At 64.1% G+C, this 19,046-nt stretch carries 16 protein-coding genes and 2 tRNA genes; 15 read left to right on the top strand and 3 right to left on the bottom strand.

Features of this window, described 5'->3' with window-relative positions; genetic code table 11:
- Positions 1–22 precede the first annotated feature (22 nt).
- From gnd to CH262_RS18005, 13 genes are all read left to right on the top strand, one after another.
- Entirely contained in the window at positions 23–949 is a 927-nt protein-coding gene (gene gnd / locus CH262_RS18065; protein ID WP_027494998.1) for a phosphogluconate dehydrogenase (NAD(+)-dependent, decarboxylating), read from the top strand.
- Positions 950–2,182: a DNA replication/repair protein RecF gene (gene recF, locus CH262_RS18060; RefSeq protein WP_094718092.1), complete on the top strand. Its 1,233-nt coding sequence runs from the start codon at positions 950–952 to the stop codon at positions 2,180–2,182.
- The gene (locus CH262_RS18055; RefSeq protein ID WP_027494996.1) at positions 2,179–2,739 is read left to right on the top strand and encodes a DUF721 family protein; all 561 of its coding nucleotides are present in this window, start codon (positions 2,179–2,181) and stop codon (positions 2,737–2,739) included. Before recF ends, CH262_RS18055 begins: the two co-directional genes overlap by 4 nt.
- 167 nt (positions 2,740–2,906) lie before the next feature.
- The gene (locus tag CH262_RS18050) at positions 2,907–3,824 is read left to right on the top strand and encodes a metal-dependent hydrolase (protein WP_032371404.1); all 918 of its coding nucleotides are present in this window, start codon (positions 2,907–2,909) and stop codon (positions 3,822–3,824) included.
- A gap of 32 nt (positions 3,825–3,856) precedes the next feature.
- Positions 3,857–4,954, top strand: a complete 1,098-nt coding sequence (locus tag CH262_RS18045) for a PDR/VanB family oxidoreductase (RefSeq protein ID WP_373453790.1) — start codon at positions 3,857–3,859, stop codon at positions 4,952–4,954.
- Between the two features lie 255 nt (positions 4,955–5,209).
- Entirely contained in the window at positions 5,210–7,252 is a 2,043-nt protein-coding gene (gene gyrB / locus CH262_RS18040) for a DNA topoisomerase (ATP-hydrolyzing) subunit B (RefSeq protein ID WP_094718090.1), read from the top strand.
- 65 nt (positions 7,253–7,317) lie between these two features.
- Entirely contained in the window at positions 7,318–9,861 is a 2,544-nt protein-coding gene (gene gyrA / locus CH262_RS18035) for a DNA gyrase subunit A (RefSeq protein ID WP_094718089.1), read from the top strand.
- Positions 9,862–11,223 (top strand): DUF3566 domain-containing protein, encoded by a 1,362-nt coding sequence (locus CH262_RS27695; RefSeq protein WP_179275035.1) that lies wholly within the window; start codon positions 9,862–9,864, stop codon positions 11,221–11,223. It begins immediately after the preceding gene.
- Between the two features lie 109 nt (positions 11,224–11,332).
- Positions 11,333–11,406, top strand: a tRNA-Ile gene (locus CH262_RS18025).
- Between the two features lie 190 nt (positions 11,407–11,596).
- A tRNA-Ala gene (locus CH262_RS18020) sits at positions 11,597–11,669 on the top strand.
- A gap of 392 nt (positions 11,670–12,061) precedes the next feature.
- On the top strand, positions 12,062–13,012 hold the full coding sequence (locus CH262_RS18015; protein ID WP_032367964.1) for an acyl-ACP desaturase: 951 nt from the start codon (positions 12,062–12,064) through the stop codon (positions 13,010–13,012).
- 196 nt (positions 13,013–13,208) lie between these two features.
- Positions 13,209–14,204 (top strand): GGDEF domain-containing protein, encoded by a 996-nt coding sequence (locus CH262_RS18010; protein WP_256988865.1) that lies wholly within the window; start codon positions 13,209–13,211, stop codon positions 14,202–14,204.
- A gap of 125 nt (positions 14,205–14,329) precedes the next feature.
- Positions 14,330–15,961 (top strand): alpha/beta hydrolase family protein, encoded by a 1,632-nt coding sequence (locus CH262_RS18005; RefSeq protein WP_256988864.1) that lies wholly within the window; start codon positions 14,330–14,332, stop codon positions 15,959–15,961.
- Here the strand turns inward: CH262_RS18005 and CH262_RS18000 are convergent.
- Complete coding sequence (locus tag CH262_RS18000) at positions 15,950–16,339, bottom strand: hypothetical protein (protein ID WP_094718087.1); 390 nt, start codon at positions 16,337–16,339, stop codon at positions 15,950–15,952. The genes CH262_RS18005 and CH262_RS18000 overlap by 12 nt on opposite strands.
- Positions 16,340–16,421: 82 nt before the next feature.
- Between CH262_RS18000 and CH262_RS17995 the strand changes: the two genes are divergently transcribed.
- Both CH262_RS17995 and CH262_RS17990 read left to right on the top strand, forming a co-directional pair.
- Complete coding sequence (locus CH262_RS17995) at positions 16,422–16,958, top strand: peptidylprolyl isomerase (protein WP_094621787.1); 537 nt, start codon at positions 16,422–16,424, stop codon at positions 16,956–16,958.
- 24 nt (positions 16,959–16,982) lie between these two features.
- On the top strand, positions 16,983–17,900 hold the full coding sequence (locus tag CH262_RS17990; protein WP_094718086.1) for a rhomboid family intramembrane serine protease: 918 nt from the start codon (positions 16,983–16,985) through the stop codon (positions 17,898–17,900).
- A gap of 207 nt (positions 17,901–18,107) precedes the next feature.
- Here CH262_RS17990 and CH262_RS17985 read toward each other — a convergent pair whose 3' ends face one another.
- Both CH262_RS17985 and crgA read right to left on the bottom strand, forming a co-directional pair.
- Positions 18,108–18,593, bottom strand: a complete 486-nt coding sequence (locus CH262_RS17985; protein WP_094718085.1) for a PH domain-containing protein — start codon at positions 18,591–18,593, stop codon at positions 18,108–18,110.
- A gap of 36 nt (positions 18,594–18,629) precedes the next feature.
- Positions 18,630–18,893, bottom strand: coding sequence for a cell division protein CrgA (gene crgA, locus CH262_RS17980; RefSeq protein ID WP_027494985.1), 264 nt, complete (start codon positions 18,891–18,893; stop codon positions 18,630–18,632).
- Positions 18,894–19,046: the final 153 nt, after the last annotated feature.

The raw sequence follows: 19,046 nt of genomic DNA, 5'->3' as shown, positions 1-19,046 counted from the left end.
ACACAGACAAGGACGCTTCCTCATGCAGCTGGGCTTGGTCGGTCTCGGAAAAATGGGCTTCAACATGCGCGAGCGGCTGCGCGAGCACGGCCACGAGGTCATCGGTTACGACCCGAGGCCCGAGGTGACGGACACCCCGTCACTCGCCGGTCTCGCGGAGTCCCTCACCGCTCCCCGGGTGGTGTGGGTGATGGTGCCCTCCGGCCAGATCACCCGGGACACCATCACCGGGCTCGGGGATGTTCTCGAACCGGGCGACCTGGTGATCGACGGTGGAAACTCGCGTTTCACCGATGACAAGCCCAACGCAGAACTGTTGGACGCCAAGGGAATCGGGTACATCGATGCCGGAGTTTCGGGCGGTGTCTGGGGATTGAAGAACGGCTACGGCCTGATGGTCGGCGGAGATGACGAGCACGTTGCACGCGCTATGCCGATCTTCGACGCCCTGCGTCCGGAAGGGGAGCGCGCGGACGGTTTCGTCCACGCCGGTCCTGTCGGTGCCGGGCATTACTCGAAGATGGTGCACAACGGCATCGAATACGGTCTGATGCAGGCGTACGCCGAGGGCTACGAAATCCTCGAGGCCGAAGAATTGGTGCAGGACGTGCAGGGCGTCCTGCGGGCCTGGAGCAAGGGCACCGTCGTGCGGTCGTGGCTGCTCGATCTGTTGGTCGAGGCACTCGGTCAGGATCCGGAGTTCAGTGAGATCTCGGGGTACACCGAGGACTCCGGCGAGGGTCGCTGGACCGTCGAGGAGGCCATTCGGCATGCCGTACCCGCTCCGGTCATCTCCGCAGCTCTGTTCGCGAGATTCGCTTCGCGACAAGAAGATTCGCCTGCCATGAAGGCAGTGTCGGCGTTGCGGAACCAGTTCGGCGGGCACGCCGTCAAGAAGGCGGATGCGGACGAGACACTGCGCGCACCCGCGCCGAAGAACACCGAGTAAGTGTTCGTCCGGTCTTTGCAACTTCACGATTTCCGGTCCTGGGACGACGTCATCGTCGACCTGGGCCCGGGATCGACCGTGTTCGTCGGGCCCAACGGACACGGTAAGACCAACCTGCTGGAATCACTCGGTTATCTGTCGACGCTGTCCTCGCACCGGGTCTCGACCGATGCGCCCATGATCAGGGCAGGTGCGTCCACCGCGTTCGTCGGGAGCGCCGTGGTCAACCACGGACGTGAGTTGATCATCGACGTCGAACTGCTCGAGGGCAAGGCGAACAAGGCGAGGATGAACAGGTCTCCGCTGCGTCGGCCACGAGAGATTCTGGGTGTGCTCCAGAGTGTGTTGTTCGCACCCGAGGACCTGTCTCTGGTGCGCGGCGACCCGAGTGAGCGCCGGCGGTATGTGGACGAGCTGCTCACCACCAGAATTCCTCGAATGGCTGCTGTGCGTGCAGATTACGACAAGGTGCTGCGTCAGCGGTCGGCACTGCTCAAGACCGCCAGCGGGGCGTTGCGCCGTGGCTCGTCGTCCACCGACGGCTCGAGCGCTCTGGCCACGCTCGATGTCTGGGACGGCCATCTTGCTGCCCACGGTGCCCGATTGCTGTCGGCCAGAATATCTTTGGTCCACGAGCTGATGCCCTTCGTGCAGCAGGCCTACGAGTCGATCGCGCCGGAATCGCGGCTCGCCACGTTGTCCTATCGCTGCAGTCTCGCCGAGGCACTGCCGCCGGAATTCTCCGATGCCGGCCGAGCACCGGAGTCCGACGACGTCGACGTGCTGGAAGCTGCTTTCCTACACCAGCTTTCGGTGATGAGGCAGCGAGAGATCGAACGTGGGGTGTGTCTGGTCGGGCCCCATCGAGACGATCTGGAATTGATGCTCGGCGACCGACCCACCAAAGGCTTTGCCAGCCACGGTGAATCGTGGTCGTATGCACTCTCTCTTCGGCTCGGCTCCTTTTCGCTGCTGCGCGAGGACGGGACCGACCCCGTTCTGATGCTCGACGACGTGTTCGCCGAGCTCGACCGCAAGCGGCGCACGGCCCTGGCGGCGGTCGCGGCCGACGCGGAACAGGTACTGATCACCGCCGCGGTTCCCGAGGACGTGCCACTCGAACTCGATGCACGACGCTACGGTGTCGAGGCACGTCAGGGATCCGATTCCGGTGCAGCAGGCCGTATTTCGACCATCACCGAGCTGTCGACGTCGGAGAGTGAGGTGTCATGAGCGACGACACGAATTCACCGGCACCGGATGAGCAGCCGGAGTTGAAGGGCGTCGACCTTGCTCGTCGGGCGCTCGAAGATGCCCGGGCGGCAGCCAAGGCGAGCGGAAAGTCGGTCGGTCAAGGTCGTTCGTCACCGACCGGGGGTGTCCGGGCATTGCGGGGGCGTCGACGACGGGGTTGGTCGGGGGCGGGCCCCGACGATCGAGATCCGCAGGCGTTCGGAGCACTGGCCAATTCGATCGCGTCCAAGCGTGGTTGGTCGGCCAAGGTATCCGAGGGTGCCGTGCTGGGGCGGTGGCCCAGCGTCGTCGGTGAGGACATCTCGGCACACGCCGACCCCACCGGCCTCAAGGACGGAGTGCTCAGTATCTCCGCCGAGTCGACTGCGTGGGCGACGCAGCTCCGACTGATGCAGTCGCAGATTCTGGCGAAGATCGCGGCGGCGGTGGGCCACGGTGTGGTGACGTCGCTTCGGATCACCGGGCCGACGACGCAGAGCTGGCGAAAAGGCGAGCGCCATGTCAAAGGTCGTGGTCCGCGGGACACCTACGGATAGTGACTGTTCCCAATGCGCGTTCGACGTAGCCCCTGGTCCAGGTGATCCTCAACAGATGTTGGGGGCAGTGTTGCTGTGAGACAGTTGGTATGCGTAGCGTGATTCGGGACACGCAACGGTCGGGGGACCGAATACTGTTCCATGCGGCCATCGGACGAGGAGAAGTTGTGTCTGCACCTACGAAGAAGGCGTCGACAACGGCGGTCGACGTCGATGGGACCCCCGAAGACAGAGTGGTTCTGCACGCTCGGAACGTCGAATTCGATTGGGAAACTCTGCCGCTGCACTATATGGACGGCAATCCCCTGGCCACCCATCTGATCAACGTGATGCACCTGCTTCTGCCCGAGGGCGAGGAGTGGTTCGTGCGGACGTTCAAAGAGGCGTTGCCGCTCATCCACGACGATCAGTTGCGCGACGACGTGATCGGCTTCATCGGCCAGGAAGCCATGCATGCGCAGGCCCACACCGAGGTCCACGATCAGCTTCGGGCCCACGGCATCGATGTCGATCCGTACGTCGACCAGATGAAGTTCCTGTTCGGACGCGCACTCGGCAATCGCTCGGGCCACGGTCAGAACAGCCTGGTGGAGCGGCTGGCCTTGATCGCGGCCGCCGAGCATCTGACCGCGTTCCTCGGCGACTGGGTTCTCAACGCGCGCGAGCTCGACGAAGCCGACGTCGATCCGGTCATGCTAGATCTGTTGCGGTGGCACGGCGCCGAAGAAGTGGAGCATCGTTCGGTGGCGTACGAGGTGATGCGCTACTTCGACGTTCGGCCGGCCCGGCGTATCCGTACCTACGTGGTCATTGCACCCACTCTCGTCTGGTTCTGGACGCGCGGCGTGCGATACCTCATGAGCCAGGATCCGACGTTGGCGCATCTGTCGCCGAAGGAGCGCACGCCGTCGTTCCGTGAATTCCGACGCGTCGCCAAGTCCGGTCTGTTTCCGACGCCGATGTCCATGGTCAAGGCGTCCCTGCGGTACTTCAAGAGCACATATCACCCGTCTCAGGAAGGCTCGACGGCCCAGGCCGTGCAGTATCTCGCCACCTCGCCGGCGGCGCGGTCCGCTGATCGATGACCAAACGCACGTTGCGGAGCAGGCTCGACGCGATGGCTCGAAAGGTCGACTCGTTCCGAGTAGGCCGCACGATTCCACAGAATCTGTACGGGCGTGACGAGCCGGATCAGACGGTGTCGCTGGTCACCGATGCACTGGACAAGTGGTTCGCCCTCCTCGACAACGGTGAATACGACGCCTCGTTCGCGGCGCCTCCCGTCGCTCGTACCCGAGAACTGACACTGGTCTCCCGTGACGTTCTGTGCATCGACGAACAGGTCGTCCAGCTGACCTTCGCCGCCGCCGACGGGTCGGCTCTGCCGGCGTGGGCACCGGGAATGCACTTGGATTTCTACCTTCCCTCCGGTCGGCGTCGGCAGTACTCCCTGTGCGGATTGCCCAGCGACGACACGTACTCGATCGCAGTACGACTCGTGCCGGACGGCGGCGGCGGATCTCCGGAGATGCACGCGCTGACGGTCGGCACTGCGGTGTCGATCAGGGGGCCGCGCAACGGGTTTCCGTTCGTACCGTCCGAACAGGCAGTATTCGTCGCCGGTGGAATCGGCATCACCGCGATCATCTCGATGGTGCGCCGTGCCCGCGATCTGGGCATGGACTGGTACCTCGTCTACTGCGGCCGCTCCCGCGAGTCGATGCCGTTTCTCGACGAGATCGAGGGCTGGGATCCCGCCCGGGTCACCGTGCGCACCGACGACGTGGACGGCATGCCGTCGAGCATGGATCTGTTGGGATCGACGGCCCCCGGCGGTTCGGTCTACGTATGTGGTCCGCCGCCGATGATCGACCTCGTTCGCGCCTCGTTCGACGCCCTCCCGGCCACGCATCTGCACTTCGAGCGCTTCTCACCGCCGCCGGTGAAGAACGGGACGGAATTCGAGGTGCAGCTCGTCGATTCCGGCGAAATTCTGTCGGTCGGTGCGGAAGAGACTGCGCTGCATGCCATTCGACGCATCAGGCCGGATGTCGCGTACTCGTGTCAGCAGGGTTTCTGCGGCACGTGCCGGGTGCGAGTGCTCAGCGGAACACCGCAGCATCGAGAGAATCGGTTGACGACCGAGGAGCAGCGGCACGAGATGTTGATCTGTGTCTCGCGGTCGGACGGAGAACGGATCGTCCTCGATCTGTAGCCGAATCGCCGGTTTTACCCTTCATCTTTGTCGGCCGATGTCGAGAAAATGCGCCTGTGAAGCAATCAGGGGCCTTTTAGGGGTGTCATCGTGCCCATGCTGTCGCAGCCACCCAGTACTATGGACCGGTACGACATCAAGCCCGGAACAAACGCATGGACCGAGCACGGCGGAAACGACCGTGCCGACCCTGCGGTAGCACCTACATCAGGTGTGAGCGGGGTAGTGGACGCGTAGAAGGAGAACCAGCTAACCGTGGCTGCCCAGAAGTCAGGTAACAGTGAGAACAGCAAGGATTACGGCGCTTCTTCCATCACGGTCCTCGAGGGCCTGGAAGCAGTCCGTAAGAGGCCCGGTATGTACATCGGTTCCACCGGTGAACGAGGCCTGCACCACCTGATCTGGGAGGTCGTCGACAACTCCGTCGACGAGGCCATGGCCGGCTACGCCTCCACCGTCGACGTCACCATCCACGAAGACGGCAGCGTCGAGGTCAAGGACGACGGCCGCGGCATCCCCGTCGCCATGCACTCTTCCGGTGTTCCCACCGTCGAGGTCGTCATGACCCAGCTGCACGCCGGAGGCAAGTTCGACTCCGACTCCTACGCCGTCTCCGGCGGTCTGCACGGCGTCGGTATCTCCGTCGTGAACGCACTCTCGACCAAGGTCGAACTGCAGATCGCGCGTGACGGTCACCGGTACAAGCAGACGTACGATTACGCCAAGCCCGGCCCACTCGAGACCGTCGGCGACACCACGGAGACCGGCACCACGGTGCGGTTCTGGGCCGACGGCAAGATCTTCGAGACACTCGATTACAGCTTCGAGACCGTGCACCGTCGCCTGCAGGAGATGGCGTTCCTCAACAAGGGACTGACCATCAACTTCACGGACGAGCGAGTGGCGGCCACCGACGCGACCGAGGAAGAACTCGGCGAGACCGCCGAGGCACCGAAAACCGCCGAGGAAGAGCAGGCCGACGCCGCAGCGGCGAAGCCGGCCAAGGTGCGCAAGCGGACGTACCACTACCCCGACGGTCTCGTGGACTTCGTCAAGCACATCAACCGCACCAAGACCGCGATTCACAACTCGGTCGTCGGCTTCACCGGCAAGGGTGAGGGCCACGAGGTCGAGATCGCCATGCAGTGGAACGCCGGTTACTCCGAATCGGTGCACACCTTCGCCAACACGATCAACACGCACGAGGGCGGTACCCACGAAGAGGGTTTCCGTACCGCGCTGACGTCGACGGTCAACAAGTACGCCATCGAGAAGAAACTGGTCAAGGAAAAGGACGTCAAGCTCACCGGCGACGACATCCGTGAAGGCCTCGCCGCCGTCATCTCGGTGCGAGTCGGGGAGCCCCAGTTCGAGGGACAGACCAAGACCAAGCTCGGCAACACCGAGATTCGGTCGTTCGTGCAGAAGGCGTGCAACGAGCACCTCTCGCACTGGTTCGAGTCCAACCCGGCCGATGCCAAGACCATCATCAACAAGGCGGTCTCGTCCGCGCAGGCCCGCATGGCCGCACGTAAGGCGCGAGAGTTGGTGCGGCGCAAGAGCGCAACCGATATCGGTGGTCTGCCCGGCAAGCTCGCAGACTGCCGCTCGAACGATCCGAGCAAGTCCGAGATCTACATCGTGGAGGGCGACTCCGCCGGCGGCTCGGCCAAGTCCGGCCGTGACTCGATGTTCCAGGCGATCCTGCCGCTGCGCGGAAAGATCATCAACGTCGAGAAGGCCCGCATCGACCGCGTCCTCAAGAACAACGAGGTCCAGTCGATCATCACCGCGTTCGGCACCGGCATTCACGACGAGTTCGACATCGCCAAACTGCGCTATCACAAGATCGTGCTGATGGCCGACGCCGACGTCGACGGCCAGCACATCTCCACCCTGCTGATGACCCTGTTGTTCCGGTTCATGCGACCGCTGATCGAGAACGGCCACGTCTACCTGGCCATGCCGCCGCTGTACAAGCTCAAGTGGAGCCGCGGTGAACCGGATTTCGCGTACTCCGACCGCGAGCGCGACGGTCTGCTCGAGGCCGGTCTGGCCAACAAGCGCAAGATCAACGTCGAGGACGGAGTCCAGCGCTACAAAGGCCTCGGCGAGATGAACGCCAAGGAGCTGTGGGAAACCACGATGGACCCGGCAGTGCGAGTTCTTCGTCTGGTCACTCTCGACGATGCCGCGGCCGCGGACGAACTGTTCAGCGTCCTGATGGGCGAGGACGTGTCCGCCCGCCGAAGCTTCATCGCGCGTAACGCGAAAGATGTTCGCTTTCTTGACGTTTAGTCGTTTCTCGGACGCACCGCACTCAGTGTCGGTGCGTCCGACGACCGTTTTCGAGGAGATCTTCTATGTCTGACATCACCGAACCGCCGGTCGGACCCCCGCCGGGCTCGACCACCAACGCCGAGGGCGGCGACCGGATCGATCCGGTCGACATCCAGCAGGAAATGCAGCGCAGCTACATCGATTACGCGATGAGCGTCATCGTCGGCCGCGCGCTCCCCGAGGTCCGCGACGGTCTCAAGCCGGTGCACCGACGTGTGCTGTACGCGATGTACGACTCGGGCTTCCGTCCCGACCGTAGCTACGTGAAATCCGCACGGCCCGTTGCCGAAACGATGGGTAACTACCACCCCCACGGCGACACCTCGATCTACGACGCGCTCGTGCGTCTGGCTCAGCCGTGGTCGATGCGGTACCCACTGGTCGACGGCCAGGGCAACTTCGGCTCCCGCGGCAACGACGGCGCCGCCGCCATGCGATACACCGAAGCGCGCCTGACCCCGCTCGCGATGGAGATGCTGCGCGACATCGACGAGGAAACCGTCGACTTCATCCCCAACTACGACGGCAAAACCCAAGAGCCGACGGTACTTCCGTCGCGTGTGCCGAACCTGTTGATGAACGGCTCCAACGGTATCGCCGTCGGTATGGCCACCAACATTCCGCCGCACAACCTGCGTGAACTCGGCGACGCGGTGTTCTGGGCCCTCGACAACTTCGAGGCCGACGAGGAAGCGACTCTCGCGGCTTGCATGGAACGCGTCAAGGGTCCCGACTTCCCCACCCACGGACTCATCGTCGGCGGCCAGGGAATTCAGGATGCGTACTCGACCGGCCGCGGTTCCATCCGCATGCGCGGCGTCGTCGAGATCGAGGAAGACTCCAACGGTCGCACGACGATCGTCATCACCGAACTGCCTTTCCAGGTCAACCCGGACAACCTGATCACCTCGATCGCCGAGCAGGTCCGCGACGGCAAGTTGTCCGGTATCTCGAAGATCGACGACGAGTCCTCGGACCGCGTCGGTATGCGCATTGTCGTGACGATCAAGCGCGACGCCGTAGCCAAGGTCGTGCTCAACAACCTCTACAAGCACTCGCAGCTGCAGACCAGCTTCGGTGCCAACATGCTCTCGATCGTCGACGGCGTGCCGCGCACCCTGCGGCTCGATCAGATGATCCGGTACTACGTCACTCACCAACTCGACGTGATCGTTCGTCGTACGCGGTACCGCCTGCGCAGAGCCGAGGAGCGGGCCCACATTCTGCGCGGTCTCGTGAAGGCGCTCGACGCGTTGGACGAGGTCATCGCCCTCATCCGTGCGTCGCAGACGGTCGATCTCGCCAAGCAGGGCTTGATCGATCTCCTCGACATCGACGAGATCCAGGCGCAGGCAATTCTCGACATGCAGCTGCGGCGCCTCGCAGCCCTCGAGCGCCAGAAGATCATCGACGAGTTGGCCGAACTCGAACGCACCATCGCCGACCTGCAGGACATCCTGGCCAAGCCGGAGCGTCAGCGTCAGATCGTGCGAGACGAACTGGCCGAGATCGTCGAGAAGTTCGGCGACGACCGTCGCACGCGCATCATCGCTTCCGACGGCGACGTCAACGACGAAGATCTGATCGCCCGGGAGAACGTGGTCGTCACGATCACCGAGACCGGATACGCCAAGCGCACCAGAACCGATCTGTACCGGTCGCAGAAGCGCGGCGGCAAGGGCGTGCAGGGAGCGGGCCTCAAGCAGGACGACATCGTCAGCAAGTTCTTCGTCTGCTCGACGCACGACTGGATCCTGTTCTTCACCACCAAGGGACGCGTCTACCGGGCCAAGGCGTACGAGCTGCCCGAGGCCAACCGCACAGCGCGCGGACAGCACGTCGCGAACCTGCTGGCGTTCCAGCCCGACGAACGCATCGCGCAGGTCATCCAGATCAAGACCTACGAAGATGCTCCCTACCTGGTGCTCGCCACCAAGGGCGGTCTGGTCAAGAAGTCGCGTCTGACCGACTTCGACTCCAACCGCAGCGGCGGCATCGTGGCTGTCAACCTCCGCGGTGAGGACGAGTTGGTCGGGGCAGTTCTGGCGTCGTCCGACGACGACCTGCTGCTCGTCTCGGCTCAGGGCCAATCGATCCGATTCTCGGCCACCGACGAGGTACTGCGACCCATGGGCCGCGCCACCTCCGGTGTCCAGGGCATGCGCTTCAACGGCGAAGACGAGCTGCTCTCGCTCAACGTGGTCAGCGAGAACAAGTTCTTGCTGGTGGCGACGTCGGGCGGTTATTCCAAGCGCACCGCGATGGAGGACTACCCGCAGCAGGGCCGCGGCGGAAAGGGAGTACTGACAATCCAGTACGACCCCAAGCGTGGCACGCTGGTGGGAGCTCTCATCGTCGACGACGAGGACGAGCTGTACGCCATCACGTCCAGTGGTGGCGTCATCCGAACCGCTGCCAAGCAGGTTCGGAAAGCCGGCCGACAGACCAAGGGCGTGCGGTTGATGAATCTCGGTGAAGGCGACACACTGCTCGCGATAGCGCGCAACGCCGACGAGATCGAACCGGACGCAGCAGGTCCCGAAGACGATGCACCGAAGGAGTCGTAAGTGAGCACTCCCAACCGGCCTGGCAGCAGGCCCGGCCCCACGGGTGGACCGGACAGCAGGGACGCTGCGCAGACCGAGCAGCCATCGCGTCCGGCACCCCCCGAAGGTGCCCGACCGGGAAGTCGCCCCCAGCCGGCGACGCGTCCGGCACCCGCGGCCGGGCGAGGACCGGCACCGCAGCAGGGTGCTCGGCCACCGGCACGCCCGACACAGGGTGGTCCGGCCGGCCCGCCTCGTCCGACGCAGGGACCGCCGCCGCAGCGCCCACCGGCACCGCAGGGTCAGCCGGGTTCTCAGGGTCAGCCGGCACCTCAGGGACCGCCGCCGCGAGCACCTCAGCAGGGACCGGCACCGCAGGGGCCGGCTCAGTCTCGCCCGCCACAGGCGGCCAACGGTCGGCCCGGTGAGACGGGTACCGCAAACGCCGACGGCGGTCGCCCCGCCAACGGCCAGCCGCCGCAGGGTCAGGGACCGTCCGGTCCCGCATCGCCGCCGCGTCCCGCCAATGCCGCTGCTCCTGTCGCCGAGGGGTCAGCCGAGTCGAAGGGTCCGGCACCGACCCAGGCGATACCGACTCAACGCGGAGACGGCCCGCAGGGCGGTTCCGGCACTCCGCCCTGGCAGCGCGGCCCCGGCCAGCGTCCGGCACAGCAGGGGCCCGACGACCGTCAACAGCCCCAGAACCAACCTCAGACGAACCTGTCCGGACGCGGCACCGCGCTGCCGGCAACAGGTGAGTTCGATCGTTCGACAGCGGCAGCTGCAGCCGCCTCGGCAGCGCCGGGCCAGCGCGAATCGGGCCAGCGTGAATCGGGCGAGGACAAGACCGAACGACGCGAGGCAGCGCGGTCGAAGGCGGCCGTGATCGACGGACCGACTCGGCACATCGAGCGCAAGGATCTGGCGAAGGACATGCCGGATCTGTCCGCCACCCGGCATCCCGAGCCGACGGCAGCCGATCGCGCAGCCCCCACCGCCATCACGGCGGTACCCAGCGCGGACGGCGATCCTCTGCGGGCGACGATCCAGATTCGTAAGATCGATCCTTGGTCGACGCTCAAGATCGCACTGGTCATCGCTGTGTCGCTGTTCTTCGTGTGGATGGTGGCCGTCGGCCTGCTGTACGCCGTGCTCGACGGCATGGGTGTGTGGGACCGACTCAACAGTGCCTTCACCGAGATCGTCAACGAATCCGGCGACGGCGGACTCGTCAGCGCCGGCCAGGTGTTCGGCTACGCGGCAGTGATCGGTGTGATCAATGTCGTACTGTTCACCGCACTCACCACGATCGGCGCCTTCATCTACAACCTGTCGTCGGACCTGGTCGGCGGTGTCGAAGTGACGCTGGCAGATCGCGACTGACCAGCACGAACGACTGCCGTATCGGGCCGTTTTGGAAGACAGCGGCCCGATACGGTAATCTCATCCCTCGGTTCGAGGAGAGCAATTCTTCGGCCCGAAGCAGTATCGAGGGCCTATAGCTCAGGCGGTTAGAGCGCTTCCCTGATAAGGAAGAGGTCGGAGGTTCAAGTCCTCCTAGGCCCACACCGAACGAACGAAAAGAGGCAGGACGTGAAAATCCTTCTTCTTGTTGCATCGGTGGTGATCGCAGTGCTGACAGTATCGAAGGTGCGCTCCACGCGCAGCTCGGAAGGCGTCTGGCACAGCATCTCCACCGGGTGACAATCGCTCGGAGAGAACGTGTAAAGTTCGTGCACGTTCGACAGCAACACCCGGGGCCTTAGCTCAGTTGGTAGAGCGCTGCCTTTGCAAGGCAGATGTCAGGAGTTCGAATCTCCTAGGCTCCACAATCAAAAGGACGTCCATTCCGATGGGCGTCCTTTTTCGTGTCTGCACTCGACTGTCGCTCACCCCAAGTCCACTAGATGTGACATTGACCCCCGAAAAGTCCACCGAACGTGACATCGAGTCCCGGCCGAGTGGCAGGGATGCGTCGACCACTGTTGTGACTCGGACCAACCGCTGTCGAGATCGGTGCCCAGATATCCAGATCATTGTTGGATTCGTTTCGCATCACGTCCGCGGTCCCTAGCGTTCTTCGGGTACAGCAGCGTCGGTTCTCGGATCGACGGGACAGGTCGCGACGGCGCACCGCAGGGGGGTGTGCCGTCGTTCGATCTCGGCGTCTCGGATCGGTCTTCGGTTCGGGCGTCTCATATTTCTCGGAGGAGCCCCACAGATGACGCGTGTTCTCGATCATGAAGAGCTGTTGACCGAACTCGACGGCACGTTGGAAGCCAACCTGAATCGCCATCTGTCGATGGCGAAGGAGTGGCATCCGCATGATTACGTGCCGTGGGATCTGGGTCGCAATTTTGCGGCGATGGGCGGAGAGGACTGGTCGCTGGAGCAGTCGTCGTTGTCGGAGTTGGCTCGCACAGCGATGATCACCAATCTGTTGACCGAAGACAATTTGCCGTCGTACCACCGCGGTCTGGCCGACAACTTCTCGTTGGACGGAGCCTGGGGCACCTGGGTGGGCCGCTGGACCGCGGAGGAGAACCGTCACGGGATCGTGATGCGCGACTATCTGGTCGTCACACGCGCCGTCGACCCGGTCGAGCTGGAGCGGGCTCGGATGCACCACATGACGGTCGGTGTCGATGCCCCGATGGACGGCTCCAACTTCTTGCATTCGGTGGCGTACGTGACGTTCCAGGAGCTCGCCACGCGCGTGTCCCACCGCAACACGGGTCTGGCCTGTGGTGACCCGATCGCCGATCGAATGCTGGCCCGGGTGGCCGCCGACGAGAATTTGCACATGATTTTCTACCGGAACCTGGGCGAGGCGTCGCTCGACCTGGTCCCGGACCAGATGGTCCGGGCCATCGCCGATGTCGCGACGGACTTTCAGATGCCGGGACTGAACATGCCGAACTTCCGCAAGAACGCCATGATCCTGGCGAAACACGGGATCTACGATCTCCGCCAGCATCTGGACGAGGTGCTGATGCCGGTGCTGCGGAAATGGAACATCTTCGAGCGCAACGACTTCAGTGGTGAGGGCGAACGCGATCGCGATCGTCTGGCCGCATTCGTCCAGGATCTCGAGGCGAAGGCGACGAAGTTCGAGGAATCGCGCGATCGCCTGTTGGCGCGGGAGGCAGCGCGGGCCGAGAAAGCGTCCTGACCTGCTACGGAATCGCTGCTGCGGGTCGTGATCGAAGCTCGGAGGTGTTAGAGTCCGGTCACGGGTGGGCCCGATGAGGCGATGGTCGTAGTGCGTGGGGAGGGCCGATGGTGCCTGGGGGGAATCGCGTGAGCGGTGGTGTCCGGTTCGTTGCGTGCCTCGGTGAGGCGTCACGCGTAGTCGACGGTGTCTGCTGGTGAGAAGATTCAGGTTCGACGAGTCCGGCCGAATGCTGGCGGTTTTTGCCGCGGTGACCACGGTTCTCTACATCGCGAACGGCATTGCATCGTGGTCGGACCTGTCCGGCCCGCAGCAGCTCTTCGCCGCGCTCGCAGTGGTTCTGGGGCCGGCGGCGATCGTTGTTCTCGCCCGGGCAGGAGCGCCGAGTCCCAAGCATGCGGTCGGCACCGCTACCGCTCTGTCTGTGGGCGCGCTTGCCTGTGCATTGGGCAGTAGTAACACGATGCCCGCGTTCTTGATCTGTGTGCAAGCGGCGATGTTCCTCGGCATGCACATCGGTGCGTTCTGGTCCGAGCGCGACGCTGGAATATGGGTTGCGGTGCTGGCCGTGTCTGCGGTCGTGGGTTCCGCTGTCGCCCCTTATGGCACGCCCTTCATCAGCTACATTCTGGTCGCCCTGGGCATCGTCGGCGCAACGGAAGTGTTCGGGGTGTTCGCGCGTCGAATGCGGTATTCGGCCACTCATGACGCGTTGACGGGCCTGCTCAATCGATTCGGTTTCGAGTCGAAGATCGAGAAGATGTTGCCCGCGTGCGCCGCTCGTGGTCTGACGGTCAGTCTGGCGGTGCTCGATCTCGACAACTTCAAGGAGATCAACGACGAGTACGGCCACATTGCCGGCGACGTGTTGCTCACTCGCGTCTCGAAGGCGTGGAAGGGGCAACTGACGAAACGGGATGTTCTGGGCCGGCTCGGCGGAGACGAATTCGTCCTGTTCATGCCAGGGGTTCTCGAGGCCGAAGCCTGGCAGGTCATCGACGGCTTGCGTCGATCCCATCGAGCCGAGTGGAGCGTCGGTCTGGCGTGTATGCCTGCCGGCCGCCGGTGGGGTGAAATATACCGCGCTGCAGACGCAGACCTGTACCGCGCCAAGCGGAGTCGTCCCCCGAAGGCGTCTCGCCATACCGAGCCCGGCGACGGACATCGCGGGCCGGTACGCAGAATCGTGTAGCGATACACCGATGTGGCCGTCATCCCCAGATTTCATCCACAGCCTGGGGATAGATTTCTCGTTGCACCGTCTCGCTGACGTTGACTCGTCGAGTACGACGACAACTCTGCGGGGGGGGGATTGCGATGGTCACGCTCGATGACGTCAGGTCATGGGACAGTCAGGCGTTGACCGCCGTCTCGAATCGGTTCATGCACAGTTGGCGCGAATTGACCGCCGTGCACAGTTCACTGCTGGAGACCGTCGTCGACGACGGATGGCAGGGCCCCGCGGCAACGGCATACCGAGATGCCATCGGAGCTATCCGTCCGCAGGTGGGGGACTGTGCGACGGAGCTACTGCGGGTAGCGCTGTGCACCGCTCCGGCGGCCATCGACATGGCCGGACTCGTCTCGGCGCTGACCGCTGTGGAAGCGGACGCCGCGCGCGACCACTTCGATATCCGACGCGACGGTTCGGTGACCGACGTGCTGACGTCGTATTCGGTTGCGCAGCACGACTTGTCGTCGACCATTCGCGATCGGCGTCGCCGTTGCACCGAGTTGGCCGAACGCATCACCCAACTGATGCGAGCCGCGACCGTGTTCGACGACGATCTTGCCCGACGCCTCGCCGGCGACATCTCACCGGGAAAACTGACCACGGCAGGGGTATCGGTAGTGCCGGTCGACGGGAGCCCGGCCACGAATTCGGCGTTCTGGGGCGCACTCTCGCCCGCCGAGCGCACTCGACTGCTCGTCGAGCACCCGGCTCTCATCGGCAATCTCGACGGATTACCGGGCCGAATTCGGGATTCAGCGAACCGTCGGGTACTTGCCAGTGAGCGCCTCCGACTGCAGGCTGTGGCTGATGAACTCGGAAACCAATTGAAGGACAACATTTTCGGAGGATTGTTCAGTGATGCCGACGCCGGCTTGGAACAGACGCGAACACGGTTGAGTTCGCTCGACGCGATCGAGAGCACTCTGGCGCAGGGTGACAGGCAACTGTTGGCGCTCGACAATTCGACGTATGCAGAGACCACTGCCGCGATTGCGATAGGTGACGTCGACACGGCAACACACGTGGCGGTGTTCGTACCCGGCCTCGGCTCGACCGTCCACGGAGACGCGGTACGTTACGACGGCGATCTGGAAAATCTCAAAGCTACTGTGGAGCAGACACTTTCGGAGGATCCACCGCCCACCGTCGCAGCCGTGACGTGGATGAACTACCAGGCACCACAGCTGGGATGGGGCCTGCTCGATCCCGATCGGACCGTCGTATCCGATGCAGCAGCGCACGCGGGGGCGACGCGATTGGTGCCCTTTCTGGAGGGCCTCGATGCGGCCCGGTCGAACGATCCACACCTGTCGGTGCTCGCACACTCGTACGGATCATTGACCGCAGCCGCTGCACTGCACGAAAGCACCGGCGTCGACGAGTTCGTGGCCCTCGGATCACCTGGCCTCGGCACCGACAGTGTGACCGACCTACAGGTTCCCGACGGTCACGTTTTCGCGGCGGAGGCGCGCGGGGACATCGTTGCCGACATCGGTGCCTTCGGTCGCGATCCCGGCACACTCGATGGAGTGACCCAACTGGCGACCGACGAAGGCGACGGGCGTCCGGGCACGACAGGTCACGGCGACTACCTCACGGACGGTTCGAGCGTCGAACACAACGTCGCGCTGGTCGTCGCCGGCCGGGGTGACGATGCAGAAACCAGGCCCCGGCCGGGCCTGTTCGATCTACTACAGAAGCTTCTATACCTGTGACGTCGACTCGTCTTCGTAATCGACCAAGCTGGGCGGCGTATCTGCGGGCGGCGGCACCTCGTGGCGGCGACGGCTGAGGTAGAACACGACACCTCCGACGACGACAGCGGCAGCTCCGAGCGCCAGGACGCGACGCTTGTTTTCCGGCGTCCGATCAGTCGTGAGAGCTGCCTTGGTCAGATCGGCCCGGGCAATGCGCTCGGCGGTTGCCGCGCGACGCTGCGCAGCCTGCTTACGCGCCAGACCGTAGCCGCGCTTGGCGAGCAACAGGCCCACTCCGGCAGGGCCCTTGCTCACGACGGAAGCGGCACCGAGCAGCGTCGACGCCGCCGTACCGGTGGAGGAGTGAACCCGCTCGGTTTTCGTTGTGCTCGTCATGCCCTCACTGTTCCACAACAGCGTCCCGATCGACCCTCCCGATACACCACCTGTGAACTACCCGGTCGCTCGAGATGGCACGATGGTGAGCGTGACTTCACCAAACAAGACCCAAACGGCAACGCTGCACACCAACCGCGGCGACATCGTCATCGAACTGTTCGGCAATCACGCCCCCAAGACCGTCGCGAACTTCGTCGGTCTCGCGGACGGGTCGAAGGAATACACGACGCAGAACGCGTCGGGTGCCAAGACCGGACCGTTCTACGACGGCGCAGTCTTCCACCGCGTCATCGACGGTTTCATGATCCAGGGCGGCGACCCGACCGGAACCGGCACCGGCGGACCGGGCTACAAGTTCGAGGACGAGTTCCACCCGGAGCTCTCCTTCGACCGCCCGTACCTGCTGGCCATGGCCAACGCAGGCCCCGGCACCAACGGCTCGCAGTTCTTCATCACCACCGGCAAGACCCCGCACCTCAACCGCAAGCACAGCATCTTCGGTGAGGTCACCGACGAGGCGTCCAAGAAGGTCGTCGACGCCATCTCGAGCACGCAGGTCGGCCGCGGCGATCGCCCGGTGGAAGAGGTCGTCATCAACAGCATCACCATCGCCTGATTCGGTTGTAGAAGGAATTACACGATGACAAACCCCGGCTGGGGTGGCGCGCACGGCGACCAGCCCAACCCACCCCAGTCGGTGTGCGTCAGACATCCCGATCGCCCGACCGGCCTGGCCTGCTCTCGATGCGGCCGGCCCGCGTGCCCACAGTGCCTGCAGCCCGCGGCCGTAGGGCAACACTGTGTCGACTGTGTGCGCGACGGCAACAAGAACGTCCGGACCGCACGTACGGTCGCCGGCGCGCCGATGACACGCTCCGCCAAGACACCCCTGACCTTCGCGCTGATCGCGATCAACGTCGTGATCTTCGGCATCACCGCCGCTCAATCCGGCGACCTCATGAGCAATTTCCGCGGATCCTCGCTGGCCGACGCCTGGGCACTGAACAGCCTGCTGGTCGCGGACGGTGATGTGTGGCGCCTCCTCAGCAGTGGGTTCATCCACATAGGACCCATCCACCTGCTGGTGAACATGTTCGCCCTGTACATCATCGGCCGAGACGTCGAACTGGTGCTGGGCCGCAGCCGCTACCTCGCCGTCTACTTCCTGTCGCTGCTCGGCGGCAGCGCATCGGTCCTGCTGTTCGAGAACCCCCTCGCCGCCACCGCCGGCGCGTCGGGTGCCGTATTCGGACTGCTCGGTGCGCAGGCCGTCATTCTGCTGCGACTCAAGCGCTCCCCGACCCCGGTCCTGATCGTGATCGCGTTGAACATCTTCATCAGCATCTCCATCCCCAGCATCTCGCTGTGGGGCCACATGGGCGGACTGGTCGCCGGAGCGGCAGCCACCGCCGGATTGGTGTTCCTACCCAACCGCAACAGCGCGCAGCCTCGTGCCGGGATATCCCTCGCCTGGCTCTCCGTGGCCGCAGTAGCCCTGATAGCTCTGGGCACCATCGCGGTCCGAGTCCTCGACCTCCGCGCGCAGATGGGCCTCTGAAGTCCACTGAATGTGCCATTGACCCCCGAAAAGGCCACTGGACGTCACATTGACTCCCGACGACGCCGACACGCGTGCTCGGCAATCACCATGGGCTGCCCGGCGGCTTTGCGACGCTCACTGGTCCACTAGATGTGCCATTGACCCCCGAAAAGTCCACTGAACGTCACATTGAGTACCCCGGAGGGGGTCCGAGACGGTGGGCGGTCAGTTGTTCGGCGGCACCAGACCGTAGGTGTCGAGTACCTCGAACACGTCGCGTGGGTCGGCTCCCAGGTCCCATCGACCGAAGATGATGAGTCGATCGTCGTCCTCGTCGGGTGGGCGGACGTCCAGTTCGAGCATCGGCACTCGTCGTCCCAGTCTCGGGTAGCGGACCACTTTGATTTGGACGATGTCGGCGCGCGAGTACGTACGTGTGCCGGTGAGTCGTTTCATCACCAGGGAGCCGTCGGGTGTGATGGCGAGTCGGGGGCGTTGTGCGGCCGCGAGGGCTGCCATTACCCAGGTTCCGACGGCGGCGAGTCCGACGAGGAAGGTTCCGGCGGCGCCCGAGGAGGCGAGCACGGCACCGATGGCGAGTGCGATACCGCCTGCCACCAGCGCGCCGACGGCTACGGCCGGCGTCGCCCATCGGTGTTCGTACACACCCTGTGGATGGTTGGGAAAGTTATCCACAGGATTTATCCACATTGGGGATGAATGACATGGGTGTAACTCGGCCGGCTCTCAGCGCCATCGCATGGTCATGACGAGGCCGACGACCATGAAGCCGAATCCGATGAGGAAGTTGTACGCACCGAGGTTGCCGATGAACGAGATGTCTTCCTGGGCCAGGTAGTACACGATCAGCCACAGCAGCCCTACCAGCATGAATCCGAGCATCAGGACCACGTACCAGACCGGCGACGGGCCGGCGTTGACCTTCACCGGCGTGCGGTTGGCCGGGTTGATCGTGTAGTCGTTCTTCTTCCGTACCTTCGACTTCGGCATTGAGTCCTCTTCGTGTTCTTGACGGTCATCGGCGTGCGCCGTGCCTGTGGACAACTGACGGTGACAACCTGTGGATCGATCGAGTTGCGTGCATCCCCAGGTTATTGTCTCCCGGAGAGCCGTGGCGGTCATCCACCCGGTTTGTAGTACACG

This window comes from Rhodococcus sp. 05-2255-1e, assembly GCF_002259025.1.
GTDB classification, from domain to species: domain Bacteria; phylum Actinomycetota; class Actinomycetes; order Mycobacteriales; family Mycobacteriaceae; genus Rhodococcoides; species Rhodococcoides fascians.
This window is presented reverse-complemented; position numbering and strand designations above follow the sequence as displayed.

What these genes read in the sequence shown, in the direction of transcription:
- CH262_RS18015 (WP_032367964.1), top strand. Translation starts at nt 12,062, where the DNA reads ATGACGCGTGTTCTCGATCATGAAGAGCTGTTGACCGAACTCGACGGC.
- gnd (WP_027494998.1), top strand. Translation starts at nt 23, where the DNA reads ATGCAGCTGGGCTTGGTCGGTCTCGGAAAAATGGGCTTCAACATGCGC.
- CH262_RS17995 (WP_094621787.1), top strand. Translation starts at nt 16,422, where the DNA reads ATGGTGAGCGTGACTTCACCAAACAAGACCCAAACGGCAACGCTGCAC.
- gyrA (WP_094718089.1), top strand. Translation starts at nt 7,318, where the DNA reads ATGTCTGACATCACCGAACCGCCGGTCGGACCCCCGCCGGGCTCGACC.
- crgA (WP_027494985.1), bottom strand. Translation starts at nt 18,893, where the DNA reads ATGCCGAAGTCGAAGGTACGGAAGAAGAACGACTACACGATCAACCCG.
- CH262_RS18005 (WP_256988864.1), top strand. Translation starts at nt 14,330, where the DNA reads ATGGTCACGCTCGATGACGTCAGGTCATGGGACAGTCAGGCGTTGACC.
- CH262_RS18045 (WP_373453790.1), top strand. Translation starts at nt 3,857, where the DNA reads ATGGCTCGAAAGGTCGACTCGTTCCGAGTAGGCCGCACGATTCCACAG.
- CH262_RS17985 (WP_094718085.1), bottom strand. Translation starts at nt 18,593, where the DNA reads ATGTGGATAAATCCTGTGGATAACTTTCCCAACCATCCACAGGGTGTG.
- CH262_RS17990 (WP_094718086.1), top strand. Translation starts at nt 16,983, where the DNA reads ATGACAAACCCCGGCTGGGGTGGCGCGCACGGCGACCAGCCCAACCCA.
- CH262_RS18000 (WP_094718087.1), bottom strand. Translation starts at nt 16,339, where the DNA reads ATGACGAGCACAACGAAAACCGAGCGGGTTCACTCCTCCACCGGTACG.
- CH262_RS18055 (WP_027494996.1), top strand. Translation starts at nt 2,179, where the DNA reads ATGAGCGACGACACGAATTCACCGGCACCGGATGAGCAGCCGGAGTTG.